Source organism: Flavobacterium sp. NPDC079362, from assembly GCF_050267765.1.
Taxonomy (GTDB): Bacteria; Bacteroidota; Bacteroidia; order Flavobacteriales; family Flavobacteriaceae; genus Flavobacterium; species Flavobacterium azizsancarii.
Genome location: NZ_JBNNFM010000002.1, coordinates 237090 through 250432, shown reverse-complemented (window position 1 = coordinate 250432; position 13343 = coordinate 237090). Strand labels below are relative to the sequence as shown.

Annotated in this window: 11 protein-coding genes; 6 read left to right on the top strand and 5 right to left on the bottom strand. The window is 32.8% G+C overall.

Annotation, left to right across the window (positions count from 1 at the left end; all coding sequences use genetic code 11):
- The first annotated feature begins 150 nt into the window (after nucleotides 1–150).
- A complete protein-coding gene (locus tag ACQKCJ_RS03330) occupies nucleotides 151–2490 on the top strand; it encodes an ATP-dependent helicase (protein ID WP_271336634.1) in 2340 nt (779 codons plus the stop codon).
- Nucleotides 2491–2716: 226 nt separating this feature from the next.
- Nucleotides 2717–3337, top strand: coding sequence for an L-threonylcarbamoyladenylate synthase (locus ACQKCJ_RS03325; protein WP_427401353.1), 621 nt, complete (start codon nucleotides 2717–2719; stop codon nucleotides 3335–3337).
- Nucleotides 3338–3564: 227 nt separating this feature from the next.
- Here the strand turns inward: ACQKCJ_RS03325 and ACQKCJ_RS03320 are convergent, their stop codons facing one another.
- Genes ACQKCJ_RS03320 through ACQKCJ_RS03310 form a run of 3 tightly spaced genes read right to left on the bottom strand, consistent with a single transcriptional unit; the run spans nucleotide 3565 to nucleotide 5928 of the window.
- Complete coding sequence (locus tag ACQKCJ_RS03320) at nucleotides 3565–4398, bottom strand: OmpA/MotB family protein (RefSeq protein WP_271336614.1); 834 nt, start codon at nucleotides 4396–4398, stop codon at nucleotides 3565–3567.
- 34 nt (nucleotides 4399–4432) lie between these two features.
- Nucleotides 4433–5452 carry a glycosyltransferase family 2 protein gene (locus ACQKCJ_RS03315; protein WP_427401352.1) on the bottom strand — a complete coding sequence of 340 codons (1020 nt, stop codon included), beginning with the start codon at nucleotides 5450–5452 and terminating at the stop codon, nucleotides 4433–4435.
- A 29-nt stretch (nucleotides 5453–5481) separates the two neighbouring features.
- Nucleotides 5482–5928, bottom strand: coding sequence for a type I restriction enzyme HsdR N-terminal domain-containing protein (locus ACQKCJ_RS03310; RefSeq protein ID WP_271336616.1), 447 nt, complete (start codon nucleotides 5926–5928; stop codon nucleotides 5482–5484).
- A gap of 95 nt (nucleotides 5929–6023) precedes the next feature.
- On the opposite strand from ACQKCJ_RS03310, the gene holA reads away from it, so the two are divergent.
- From holA to ettA, 3 genes are all read left to right on the top strand, one after another.
- On the top strand, nucleotides 6024–7028 hold the full coding sequence (gene holA, locus ACQKCJ_RS03305; RefSeq protein WP_271336617.1) for a DNA polymerase III subunit delta: 1005 nt from the start codon (nucleotides 6024–6026) through the stop codon (nucleotides 7026–7028).
- Between the two features lie 67 nt (nucleotides 7029–7095).
- Nucleotides 7096–7278, top strand: coding sequence for a CAL67264 family membrane protein (locus tag ACQKCJ_RS03300; protein ID WP_035680915.1), 183 nt, complete (start codon nucleotides 7096–7098; stop codon nucleotides 7276–7278).
- 64 nt (nucleotides 7279–7342) lie between these two features.
- A complete protein-coding gene (gene ettA / locus ACQKCJ_RS03295; protein ID WP_427401351.1) occupies nucleotides 7343–9034 on the top strand; it encodes an energy-dependent translational throttle protein EttA in 1692 nt (563 codons plus the stop codon).
- A 379-nt stretch (nucleotides 9035–9413) separates the two neighbouring features.
- Here ettA and ACQKCJ_RS03290 read toward each other — a convergent pair whose 3' ends face one another.
- Both ACQKCJ_RS03290 and ACQKCJ_RS03285 read right to left on the bottom strand, forming a co-directional pair.
- Nucleotides 9414–9830 carry a thiol-disulfide oxidoreductase DCC family protein gene (locus ACQKCJ_RS03290; RefSeq protein ID WP_427401350.1) on the bottom strand — a complete coding sequence of 139 codons (417 nt, stop codon included), beginning with the start codon at nucleotides 9828–9830 and terminating at the stop codon, nucleotides 9414–9416.
- Nucleotides 9831–10253: 423 nt separating this feature from the next.
- Nucleotides 10254–12419 (bottom strand): endonuclease MutS2, encoded by a 2166-nt coding sequence (locus ACQKCJ_RS03285; RefSeq protein WP_427401349.1) that lies wholly within the window; start codon nucleotides 12417–12419, stop codon nucleotides 10254–10256.
- A gap of 111 nt (nucleotides 12420–12530) precedes the next feature.
- Between ACQKCJ_RS03285 and ung the strand changes: the two genes are divergently transcribed.
- On the top strand, nucleotides 12531–13202 hold the full coding sequence (gene ung / locus ACQKCJ_RS03280; protein WP_427401348.1) for a uracil-DNA glycosylase: 672 nt from the start codon (nucleotides 12531–12533) through the stop codon (nucleotides 13200–13202).
- Nucleotides 13203–13343: the final 141 nt, after the last annotated feature.

Sequence of the window (13343 nt, the reverse complement as noted above, 5' to 3'; positions counted from 1 at the left end):
TTTAGAGAAGTATTACAAGTAATACAGATTAAATGGACTTATATTACTTATATGGTTTAAAAAAACAGCATCCCTTTTAGAACCTTAATAACTTAGTAGCTATTTCAATCAATAATTCTTATTTTTGCACTAATTATGGAGAAAAATTTCATGCAAAAGTACATTGACCAACTCAATGAAGCACAAAGACAGCCTGTTTTAAAGAAAGACGGGCCAATGATTATTATTGCTGGTGCAGGTTCAGGAAAAACTCGTGTTTTAACAATTAGAATTGCTTATTTGATGGCTCAGGGCGTTGATGCATTCAACATTTTGTCGCTTACTTTTACCAATAAGGCCGCCCGTGAGATGAAACACAGGATATCTGATATTGTAGGAGCAACGGAGGCAAAAAACCTTTGGATGGGAACTTTTCACTCGATTTTTGCACGTATTCTTCGTGCGGAATCAGATCATTTAGGTTACCCATCGAATTTTACGATTTATGATTCTCAGGATTCGGCAAGACTAATTTCTTCTATTATAAAAGAGATGCAGCTTGATCGCGACGTCTATAAACCAAAACAGATTCTGGGCAGAATTTCAAATTATAAAAATAGTTTGATTACAGTAAAAGCATATTTTAACGATCCTGAATTGGTCGAGGCTGATGCAATGGCAAAAAGACCAAGATTGGGAGAGATTTATCAGCACTATGTAGATCGTTGTTTTAAAGCAGGAGCAATGGATTTTGATGATTTATTGCTGAAAACCAATGAGCTATTAACTCGTTTTCCAGAAGTATTATCCAAATACCAAAACCGTTTTCGCTATATATTGGTTGATGAGTATCAGGATACAAATCACTCACAGTATTTGATTGTAAGAGCGTTGTCAGATAAATTTCAGAATATTTGTGTTGTTGGCGATGATGCGCAGAGTATTTATGCTTTCCGTGGAGCGAATATTAATAATATTTTGAATTTCCAGAAAGATTATGAAGGCGTAATAATGTTCCGTTTAGAGCAAAATTACCGTTCAACGCGAAATATAGTTGAAGCGGCAAATACTGTAATGGAGCACAATAAAACCAAACTTGATAAAATAGTCTGGACTGCAAATGATTTTGGTCAAAAAATTAAAGTCCACAGAAGTTTAACAGATGCTGAAGAAGGTCGATTTGTAGCGAGTACGATTTTTGAACAAAAAATGCAGAACCAGCTTCATAACGGTTCATTTGCGATTTTATATCGTACCAATGCACAATCCCGTGCAATGGAGGACGCTTTAAGAAAACGTGATATCCCGTATCGAATTTATGGCGGATTGTCATTCTATCAACGTAAAGAGATTAAAGATGTTTTGTGTTATTTACGTTTGGTAATTAATCCAAAAGATGAAGAGGCATTGGTTCGAGTAATCAATTATCCGGCACGTGGAATTGGTGATACGACTGTTGAAAAACTGACAATTGCTGCCAACCACTACAAACGTTCGATTTGGGAAGTGATGGTGAATATTGATAAAATTGACTTGAAATTAAACACAGGAACGAAAAATAAAATCAATGATTTCGTGACGATGATCCAGAATTTTCAGGTGATTGATCAAAATCAGGATGCTTTTTATATTACTGATTATGTTGCCAAGAAAACAGGATTAGTTCAGGAGCTTAAAAAAGATGCTACACCAGAAGGTATGGCAAAAATTCAAAACATAGAAGAGCTTCTAAATGGTTTAAAAGATTTTACTGAAGGACAAAAAGAAATTGATGGTGCGAGAGGGGCTTTGTCTGAATTTATGGAAGATGTAGCGCTTGCGACTGATTTAGACAAAGATACATCAGACGAAGATCGTGTTGCGCTGATGACAATTCACTTAGCAAAAGGACTTGAATTTCCTCATGTTTTTGTGGTTGGTATGGAGGAAGATTTGTTTCCTAGTGCAATGAGTATGAGTACGAGAAGCGAATTAGAAGAAGAACGTCGTTTATTTTATGTAGCTTTAACTCGTGCAGAACATCAAGCATATTTAACTTATGCACAATCGCGTTACCGTTGGGGAAAATTAACAGATAGTGAACCTTCACGTTTTATTGAAGAAATTGACGGACAATATCTTGAATATCTGACTCCTGCAGAAAGCAATTACCGATATAAATCGCCAATTGATGGGGATATCTTCGGAGATGTAGATAAATCAAAATTACGTTTGGCAAAACCCATTGGATCAACTCCACCTGTGAAGCACAATGGAAATAGCGAACCCAAAGCGGATCTTAATATTCGAAAATTGAAACCGGTTGCCAGTAATAATCAGAATAGTTCAGCACCTAATTTGTTTGATAATAGTTTAACTATCGGCAATGTTGTAATGCACGAACGTTTTGGGAAAGGTGAAGTTGTGAATTTAGAAGGGGTAGGTGCCGACAAAAAAGCGGAAATAAAATTTGAAGTTGGAGGAATCAAGAAATTGTTGCTAAGATTTGCTAAATTAGATGTCGTAGGATAAGAAAAGAATATAGAAAAAAAATGGAAATATATTTTAAAAAGTCAATTTTCGATCATCAGATTTGATTTTTCAGCTTCATGATTTTTCGTAATTTTTCAAAAGAATAAATATCTTTTTAGTTTAAGATTAAATCTATTTTCAATTGGAATTTTGTTATTTACTTAAAAAAAATAAAAGGAATAAAGAGTAGTCTTTATTCCATAATCTAACATCTTTATTTTAAAAAATGGCTGAGTTCATAAAAATATACCCCGATAAACCTAGTGAAGCTGCAATTGCCAAAGTGGTAAAAATGCTTCAAAACGGAGGTTTAATAATTTATCCAACAGATACCGTTTACGGTTTAGGTTGTGATATTACCAATTCTCGTGCTTTAGAAAAAATAGCGAAAATAAAAGGAGTTAAATTAGAGAAAGCTAATTTCTCCTTTATCTGCCACGATTTAAGCAATCTCTCTGATTATGTTCGTCAGATTGATACATCTACTTTTAAGATTTTGAAAAGAGCATTGCCTGGACCTTATACTTTTATTTTGCCAGGAAATAACAATTTACCTAAAGAGTTTAAAAAGAAAACTACTGTAGGTATTCGTGTGCCGGATAATAATATTGCGCTAGAAATTGTTCGACAATTAGGAAACCCAATTGTATCGACTTCTATTCGTGATGAAGATGATGTAATTGAGTATACTACAGATCCGGAATTAATTTTTGAAAAATGGCAAAATCTAGTTGATCTCGTTATCGATGGAGGTTATGGTGATAATGTGGGGTCTACAATTATAGATTTATCAGAGCATGAACCAGTTATTATTAGAGAAGGAAAAGGAGATATTGATATTTTGTAATAAACAACTATATAAGAATAGCTAAATAAGGATTTTGTAAAAAAATACTGAAATTGTATAATAATCTAAAATAAATAACTAACTTTAGATTAGTTAAAATTTAGTTAGTTTAAAGATAATGCTATTCTTAATTTATATTTAATTGGTTATTAAAAAAGTTAAGGATACATAAAAGCAGGTCAATTGACCTGCTTTTTCTATTTAATAAAGTATGTAAAAAACGTAGATTATTTCGATTGTTTTTTCATTTCTTTTTCAATCATATCATAAAATTGATCGATTTTTGGCATAACAACAATACGAGTTCTTCTGTTACGAGCTCTGTCGTCCGGAGTATCATTAGCTACTAATGGTACATAAGAACTTCTACCAGCTGCGATTAATTTAGCAGGGTTAACTCCAAGATCATTTGTTAATACACGAACAATAGAAGTAGAACGTTTAACACTTAAATCCCAGTTGTCTAACAAAACTCCGTTGCTTTTGTAAGGAACGTTATCTGTGTGACCTTCAACCATACATTCAAAATCAGGTTTGTCATTTACTACTTTTGCAACTTTAGCTAAAACACTTTTCGCTTTATCAGTTACATCATAGCTACCACTTTTAAATAATAATTTATCTGCGATAGAAATAAATACTACACCTTTTTCAACATTGATTTCGATATCCGGATCGTTGATTCCAACAGCCCCTTTTAAACTTGTAACTAATGCTAATGTTACACTGTCTTTCTTAGTTAATGCATCTTGCAATCTAGATATTTTTAAATCTTTTTCTTTTAAACTTTCTAAAGATTTTTCAAGATTCTCTGCTCCTTTAGTAGTCAATACTGTTAAGTCCTTAGAAGTACTTATTAAGTCTTGATTATGTGCTTTATAGCTTTCAGCTGTAGCTGCCAATCCTGCTTTTTCCTCTAAACAAGAATTTAGTTTTACGGTGCAAGAGTTTAATAAATCTTGGGTTTCTTTGTTCTTAGCTTCTAATGCTGCGTACTGCTTTTTCGATACACACGAAGTTAAGGCCATTAATACTGATAGTGCGATTACTATTTTTCTCATAGGTATTATATTTAATTAAACGTTGATTACAAATTTAGTTCTTAATATTTTGATTACTGTTAAAGATTTCTTTAAAAACGAGCAATTTCTTTATGTAATACAAGTAAACGACACTTTTTACGGTATAGTATTTTTGTATTTGAAAATCTTTGCGTTCCCTCAGATATTTTAAAGATATACAATAAAATGAAAAATGTGCTTTTAGGATTGCGAAAGTATGTTTGAATTTTCCTTGTGTAAGAAAACGGATACCTGCGATACCATCTAAAACCATTCTGAAGAAAATAACAAAAAACAAACCTTTTTTAGGCAAATTTTTGACAAGCATCAATAATGAATTTCTAAAATTCAAATATGTTTTTTTAGGATTTCCGTGTTGTAGGGTTGCACCTCCAACATGATAAACAGTCGATCCTGAGTTGTATTTGATGATATGCCCCTCGTTTGATGCGCGCCAGCATAAATCGATTTCTTCCTGATGCGCAAAAAAGCTTTCATCAAAACCTCCTAATTCACGATATACTTCACTTCTAATAAAAAAGCAAGCGCCTGAAGCCCAGAAGAGCTCACAATTATCATTGTATTGACCATTGTCCTTTTCAATAGTATCAAAAACACGACCGCGGCAAAACGGAAAACCATACTTATCTATAAATCCTCCGGCAGCACCGGCATATTCAAAGTATTCCTTATTTTTAAAATCAAGAATTTTAGGCTGAATTATAGCAGTTTGTTTTTCACTATCAAAAGTTTCAATAATGGGTTTCAGCCAGTTTTCAGTTACTTCAATATCTGAATTTACCAAGGCATAAATTTCAGCATCAATATGTTGTAAAGCATCATTATAGCCTTTTGCAAAGCCATGATTACCAGTGTTTACAACTATTTTAATGGTAGGAAAATTTAATTTGATAAAGTTTATAGAATCGTCTGTCGAAGCATTATCAGCGACATAGATTTGGGCACCTTCTGAAAACTGAACAATTGAGGGTAAAAATTGTTCCAGCAATTTTACTCCATTCCAATTTAAAATGACAACAGCTATTTTATTCAAAAGTAATTTTATTAATTTTTAGTATTATTTTATTCGTTATAATCTGGCAAATTTCTTAAAAAGAGATATTTTTCATTTTCAAAATCCATTTGACAATAAAAATGATTCAGACCGTTTGTAACATTCAAAAATCGTGCCTGCATTGTCATATTATAACGGGCAATCTGATCAAAAGTTGCCTGAGAAATTTTTACACTAGGCGCTTTACATTCTACCAATATATGTATAGAGCCATCAGTATTAAAGACTACAACATCGTATCTTTTTCTTAATCCGTTGACTGTTAAAACTTTTTCGACGTTGATTAAGGATTTAGGGTACTTTTTTTCGTCAATTAAATAATGAACGACATGCTGACGCACCCATTCCTCCGGAGTAAGAATGATAAATTTTTTCCTGATTTCATCAAAAATAGACACTTTATTTTCGCTATTTTTGAATCGGAAAGTATAAGAAGGAAAATTTAATTGCTGCATAGCGCAAAAATATAAAATAGTTTGAGGTTTCAAATTAAAGTTTTAACTAATTGAAGCCAGAATGTGAAACCCCAAACTTGAAATAAGATTATTGAATGGACGAAGTTGTAAAAATTGTTAATGATATCAAGGCCGGAAATATAAAACCAATTTATTTTTTAATGGGTGAGGAACCTTATTACATAGATAAATTATCAGAGTATATTGAGCAGAACGTACTTTCGGAAGAAGAAAAAGGATTCAATCAAACGGTATTATACGGAAGAGATGTTTCTGTAGAAGATATCGTTTCAACGGCTAAGCGCTATCCTATGATGTCTGATCGCCAGGTTGTTATTGTAAAAGAAGCACAGGATTTATCGAGAACAATTGATAAAATAGAATCGTATGTAAATAATCCAATGGAATCTACGGTTTTGGTTTTTTGCTACAAATACAAGACACTTGATAAACGTAAAAAAGTAACCAAACTACTAGCTCAAAAAGGAATCGTTTACGAAAGTAAAAAATTATACGAAAACCAGGTTGGTGACTGGATAAAGCGTGTTCTTGCTGGTAAAAAATATACAATCGATCCCAAGGCAAACGCTATGTTGGTTGAATTTTTAGGTACAGATTTAAGTAAAATTAATAATGAACTGGAGAAATTACAGATTATTTTACCTCAGGGAACTGTAATTACACCACAACATATCGAGGAAAATATTGGTTTCAGTAAGGATTATAATGTGTTCGAACTTCGAAAAGCAATTGGCGAACGCAATCAGCTTAAAGCATATAAAATAGCAGAAAATTTTGCACATAATCCTAAAGAATATCCATTAGTGATGACAACCGGATTGGTCTTTGGTTTTTTTATTCAGCTTTTAAAATATCATGGACTCAAGGATAAAAACCCCAAAAATGTAGCCACAGTTATTGGTGTAAATCCATATTTTTTAAAAGAATATGATTTAGCCATAAAAAACTACCCAATGCGAAAAGTGAGTCAGATTATAGGAGCTTTGCGTGATGTCGATGTGAAAAGTAAAGGAGTGGGAGCAAATGCTTTGTCCCAAGGAGATTTATTAAAAGAAATGCTGTATAAAATATTTAATTAAGCCGTGAAAATTCACGATATTTGCATCTCTGAAAAAATTACTACTTTAAAATAATAATTACACAATTATGGGAATGAATAAAAATACCGTTTTAGGATGGGCTACTTTTATAATGGTACTTATGGGATTGTTACTTATAGGTCTTGGTGCTTTTAGATATAGAGACGTATCTGGTTGGGGATTTGTAGCAGTTGGTGTTGGTTTCTTTGCTAATGCCTGGGTTTTTAATGCTTTAAAAGGTAGAGTTTAATCAAGTTTCAATTGCAATACAGATCAAATAGAAAATAAATAATTAAAAATTAAAAATAAATAGAATGTCAGACGATAAGAAAGTAATTTTCTCAATGCAAAAATTGAGCAAAACCTATCAGGGAGCAGATAAGCCAGTGCTTAAAAACATTTACTTGAGCTTCTTTTATGGTGCTAAAATTGGTATTCTTGGACTTAATGGTTCAGGAAAATCTTCTTTATTAAAGATTATCGCAGGAGTTGATAAAAATTATCAGGGAGATGTTGTTTTTCAACCTGGATATACTGTAGGTTATTTAGAGCAAGAACCAATTCTTGATGATTCTAAAACTGTAATCGAAATTGTTCGTGAAGGAGCTGCCGAAACTATGGCAGTTTTAGAAGAATACAATCAAATAAATGATTTATTTGGTCTTCCTGAAAATTACGAAGATCAGGATAAAATGGATAAATTGATGGACCGTCAAGCGGCGTTACAAGACAAAATTGATGCTCTTGGTGCTTGGGAAATCGATACTAAACTTGAAATTGCAATGGATGCGTTGCGTACTCCGGAAGGTGATACGCCTATTAAAAACCTTTCAGGAGGTGAGCGCCGTCGTGTAGCTTTATGTCGTTTGTTATTGCAACAACCGGATGTATTATTGCTTGATGAGCCTACCAACCACCTTGATGCTGAATCTGTTCTTTGGTTAGAGCAACACTTGGCACAATATGCAGGAACTGTTATTGCTGTAACACACGATAGATACTTCCTTGATAATGTGGCAGGTTGGATTTTAGAGCTTGACAGAGGAGAAGGTATTCCGTGGAAAGGAAATTATTCTTCCTGGTTAGACCAAAAATCAAGCCGTATGGCGCAAGAAGAAAAAGTAGCTTCTAAACGTAGAAAAACTTTAGAACGTGAGTTGGACTGGGTTCGTCAAGGAGCAAAAGGCCGTCAAACAAAGCAAAAAGCACGTTTACAGAATTACGATAAATTATTAAATGAAGACCAAAAACAATTGGATGAAAACTTGGAAATCTACATTCCAAATGGTCCACGTTTAGGAACAAATGTTATAGAAGCTAAAAATGTTGCCAAAGCTTTTGGAGATAAATTATTATATGATAATTTGAATTTTACTTTGCCACAAGCTGGAATTGTTGGAATTATCGGACCAAACGGTGCTGGTAAATCTACGATTTTCAGAATGATTATGGGAGAAGAAAAAACAGATAGCGGAGAATTTTCAGTTGGTGAAACTGTAAAAATCGCTTATGTAGATCAATCACACTCTAACATTGATCCAAATAAATCTATTTGGGAAAACTTTGCCGATGGTCAGGAATTAGTAATGATGGGCGGAAAACAAGTTAACTCAAGAGCTTATTTGTCACGTTTCAACTTTGGTGGAGGCGAGCAAAATAAAAAAGTGTCAATGTTATCTGGTGGAGAACGTAACCGTTTACACCTAGCAATGACATTAAAAGAAGAAGGAAACGTACTATTACTGGATGAGCCTACGAATGATCTGGACGTAAACACACTTCGTGCACTAGAAGAAGGTTTAGAGAATTTTGCAGGTTGTGCCGTAATTATTTCGCACGATAGATGGTTCTTAGACAGAATTTGTACGCACATTTTAGCTTTCGAAGGAGATTCTGAAGTGTACTATTTTGAAGGAGGTTTCTCTGAATATGAAGAAAACAAAAAGAAACGTTTAGGTGGTGATTTAACTCCAAAACGTTTGAAATACAGAAAGTTGATTAGATAATAATTTCTGATTAAAAGTATAAGCCTCAAGTTCTTAGAATTTGAGGCTTTTTTTTATTTTAATGATTTATTGGAAAAGTAATGTCCGTAATATTTTACAAAGAATTAGGAGCTATTTCCTGCTATTGACTACAATCTTTTTATTTTTAAAGAAAAAACAAAAAGGATTTTCGTTTCTATCAGGGCTAGGGCAGTCGTTTCAAAAGAAATTTTGTTTTTTTTACAATTCTGTCAGACTGAACAAAGTCAAAGTTCCGCAAAGTAAATCATAAAGTGAATTTTATTATCGAATCACTAACTAAGCTTTCTCGTTCGAGATCACAAAAAACAAAAGACCTGTGCAAAACCTGTTCAACCCGTAAAATCCGTGTGCCAACTTTTTATAAAAATTTAGCCTTCAATTCCGGAGTAGGAATCATGCAGCTTTCTTTTTTGCCATACCATTTGTATCGATTTTTAGCAATACAATCATAAATATAATTTCGGAAACTTTCTGGGAAAATTTTAAAAACAAACATCAGATTATAAAAACCTCCTAAGTTTTTCGCAATTTCTAAAACTGCTGAAGATTTGTAATAATAAGCTACTCCGGGATTGTATAAAATAATACTATCAATTTTTTTTTGATCAACACCAATATAATTGGAAATTTCAATTCCTAATTCTGATTGCAAAGCCACAAATCTAAAAACATCCTTTTTATCATTTTTTATAATAAACTGGACCGCGCCGTTGCATAAATTACAAACACCGTCGAATAGGATTATTTTTTTATTTTTTGGAAGATTGTCCTGCATTTGGAAAATTTCAAGTTCAAGGTTTCAAGTGTTTTAGCTTTGTCAAAGTTTTGAACTTTGACAAAGCTTTCCGTATAGTTTATCATTTCGAGGAATGAGAAATTATACGTGTAACTCTAAAAAGATTAGCAATTCTCTTTACGGAGTTTTATGTGTAATTTCTCCATGGTCGAGATGACAACGATTGTTATAATTGTAATCTTTAATTAGTTTTTATTAGATTTATTTTATTTATCGATAAAATAAAATCCATAATTTTTATCAATCACAAACGGCTTTCATAAATTATTTTTAAGCGCTTTTTTAAAAATATCCATCTTCATAATTGCCTTTTTGAAAATGTTTGCTAAAATCGCTTTATTTTAATTTTTGATGTTTTATTACTTTTTTAGTAACTGAAAACTGCTACTAAAAACTAAAAACTTATTTCTTTGCAGCTTCTACCAATTCCAATTCATCCAAACTTACCTTTGAAGTGAAAATTCCATAATTAACAGTTGCCTTATTTTTTTCGATCGAATCAATACTTCCAACAGATCTTCCGTCGAGCATTCTTACTCTGTCGCCAACTTTTAAAATTGGTTTTGGTTTTTCGATTACAGGTTTAAGTTTTTTCTCTTTTTTCTCTTTTCGAATTTCTTCTACCTGAACAGAAACTTCTGCGATAACTTCTTTTTTCTTTTCGGTTATGGCTTTGGCTTCTTTTGGAGTTGCTTTTTTGCGTTTTGAATTTTCAATTTCTATAATTTTCAAAAATTCTCCAAGCAATTCTTTTTTATTTTTATTGTTGAAATATTTCTCTGAGATATCTTCTATTTTCTGACCAATATAAATTGTCTTTTGGTTACTATCATATAATTCCTGATAGCTTTCTAATTTCTGTTTGATTTTTACATTGATGTTTTCCATCTTTTTGCTTTCCTCTCGCGCCCTGGTTTCTTCTTCTTTTAAATTGATCGAAGTTTTTTCAAGCTTAGAACGCTCTTTCTGTAGTGTTGCAATCGTTTTATCAAAACGGACTTTTCCAACTTCAATTTTCTTTTTAGCACGATTAATCAAACCAAACGGAATGCCATTTTTTAAGGCAACTTCAAATGTAAACGAACTACCAGCTTGACCTAGAGCAAGTTTGTACATTGGTTCAAGTGATTTTTCATCAAACATCATATTCGCATTTGTGGCAAAAGGCAATTCATTTGCCAGAATTTTCAAATTTGAATAATGCGTTGTGATAATTCCAAAAGCTTCACGATGGTAAAATTCTTCCAGGAAAATTTCAGCCAAAGCCCCACCTAATTCCGGATCAGAACCTGTACCAAATTCATCAATCAAAAACATGGTTTTCTTGTTGCATTTCTTCAGGAAATAATTCATGTTTTTTAATCGGTAACTATAAGTACTCAGATGATTTTCAATAGATTGATTGTCACCAATATCTGTTAGAATTCTGTCGAACAAGAAAGTTTCACTTCGTTCATGCACCGGAATCAACATTCCTGATTGCAGCATCAATTGTAATAAACCAACTGTTTTAAGCGAAATTGTTTTTCCTCCAGCATTTGGTCCTGAAATTACAATGATTCGATTATCTTGTTTTAATTCAATAGTTTGCGGATGTGTAATTTCGTTTTTTTGCTTGTTGTTCAAATACAAAATAGGGTGATAAGCTTCTCTAAAGAATAATCTGCGTTCTTCTGTAATTGTTGGTAATATTCCGTTGATTCTGTTGGCGTATTTTGCTTTTCCGGCAACTACATCAATGTCACTCAAAAACTCCTGATACTCAATTAATATTGGTAAAAACGGACGAATAGCATTCGATAATTGCTTTAAAATTCTCGTGATTTCTTCCTTTTCCTCGTATTCTAAATTGCTTAGTTCACGAGAATATTGAAGTGTAGTTTCGGGTTCGATATAAGCAATACTTCCAGTTTTAGAACTTCCTAAAATAGAACCTTTTACTTTACGGCGATACATGGCCAGGACTGCCAAAACCCTACGGTTTTGAACAAAGCTTTCTTTGATGTCATCAAGATATCCAAGGCTGTTATATTGCGTTAATGCGACCCCAAAGCTTTGATTGACCTTGCCGCGAACGATATTCATATTCTGGCGAATACTCAGTAAAGCGGGTGAAGCGTTGTCTTTGATTTCTCCGTATTTATCAACAATAGCGTCAATTAAAGTAACGATGTCTTTGGTATACTCAACTCTCGAAGCTCTTGCATTTAGATTTGGGTAATAATCGTCGAATTTTTTAAAAAAAGTCAACAACACATTTGCAGTTGATGAAAGAGTAGCTATTTTTCTAAAGCTGCCTACTTCCAGAAAACTATCTTCTATTGTAAGGAATTTGATTTCGTGAGTAATCGCGTCAAACCCATGATTGGGAATGGCGTTATTATTTTCAAAAGACGAAACATACTCAGATGTTTGCATCAAAGCCTGCATCAAAGTTTCTTTATCTCTGAAAGGAGTTATTTTTAAAGCTTTTTCTTTTCCTATGTCAGTATTACAGCCTGCCGAAATGGTTTCGAGCACTGTTGGGAATTGTAAATCTTGTAATGTTTTTTCGGTAATAGATATCATTTATATCGTAAGTTGTAAAGGTTCAAAGTTACAAAGTTTTAGAACGAAATGATACTATTAATTAGTACTTTGAAAAAAACTTTGCGTAATTTGTAATAAATTGTATTGAAAATGAAAATTAATCTTTCTCCTGAATGGCAAGTTGTTTTGTCAGATGAAATTGAAAAACCTTATTTTAAAGATTTGCTTTTGTCATTAGAAGACGAATGTAAGAAACATATTTGTTATCCGCCATTAGATTTAATCTTTTCGGCGTTCAATCATTGTTCGTTCAATGATATAAAAGTTGTTATTATTGGTCAGGATCCTTATCACGGAGTAGGAGAAGCAAATGGCTTAAGCTTTTCGGTTAATGATAATGTGAAAATCCCACCTTCTTTGCGTAATATTTTTAGGGAAATAAATAGTGATCTGGATTCTGTATTTATGCCAACCTCAGGAAATCTGGAAAAATGGGCAGATCAGGGCGTTCTGCTTTTAAATGCTTCTTTAACAGTTAGGAAAGATACTCCTAATAGTCACAAACATCTCAAATGGAACTTATTTACTGATGCAGTTATTCAGGCTATCTCTGATAAAAAGGAAAATGTCGTGTTCTTATTATGGGGAAATTTTGCACAGAAAAAAGGGCTTAAAATTGATCGCTCAAAACATTTCGTTTTAGAATCGGGACATCCATCTCCAATGAGCGCGAATCAGGGAAAATGGTTCGGAAACAGACATTTTAGTAAAACGAATGAATTTTTAAAATCTAAGGGAATTAAAGAAGTTGAGTGGTTTTGAAACCAATTTGTATCGATTATACCAATTAAAACTTTAATTTCTATAATGTTACTATTTAGGCGTGAGGAAAAGTCGTATTAGTAATTTCGTACAAACGTCATTAATTTTTCTTAAGTTTCATGTGTGATTTCTCCTTAGTCG

Bases quoted from the DNA above. Each gene is read 5' to 3' on its own strand.
- ACQKCJ_RS03330 (WP_271336634.1), top strand. From the start codon at position 151: ATGCAAAAGTACATTGACCAACTCAATGAAGCACAAAGACAGCCTGTT.
- ACQKCJ_RS03325 (WP_427401353.1), top strand. From the start codon at position 2,717: ATGGCTGAGTTCATAAAAATATACCCCGATAAACCTAGTGAAGCTGCA.
- ACQKCJ_RS03320 (WP_271336614.1), bottom strand. From the start codon at position 4,398: ATGAGAAAAATAGTAATCGCACTATCAGTATTAATGGCCTTAACTTCG.
- ACQKCJ_RS03310 (WP_271336616.1), bottom strand. From the start codon at position 5,928: ATGCAGCAATTAAATTTTCCTTCTTATACTTTCCGATTCAAAAATAGC.
- holA (WP_271336617.1), top strand. From the start codon at position 6,024: ATGGACGAAGTTGTAAAAATTGTTAATGATATCAAGGCCGGAAATATA.
- ACQKCJ_RS03300 (WP_035680915.1), top strand. From the start codon at position 7,096: ATGGGAATGAATAAAAATACCGTTTTAGGATGGGCTACTTTTATAATG.
- ettA (WP_427401351.1), top strand. From the start codon at position 7,343: ATGTCAGACGATAAGAAAGTAATTTTCTCAATGCAAAAATTGAGCAAA.
- ACQKCJ_RS03290 (WP_427401350.1), bottom strand. From the start codon at position 9,830: ATGCAGGACAATCTTCCAAAAAATAAAAAAATAATCCTATTCGACGGT.
- ACQKCJ_RS03285 (WP_427401349.1), bottom strand. From the start codon at position 12,419: ATGATATCTATTACCGAAAAAACATTACAAGATTTACAATTCCCAACA.
- ung (WP_427401348.1), top strand. From the start codon at position 12,531: ATGAAAATTAATCTTTCTCCTGAATGGCAAGTTGTTTTGTCAGATGAA.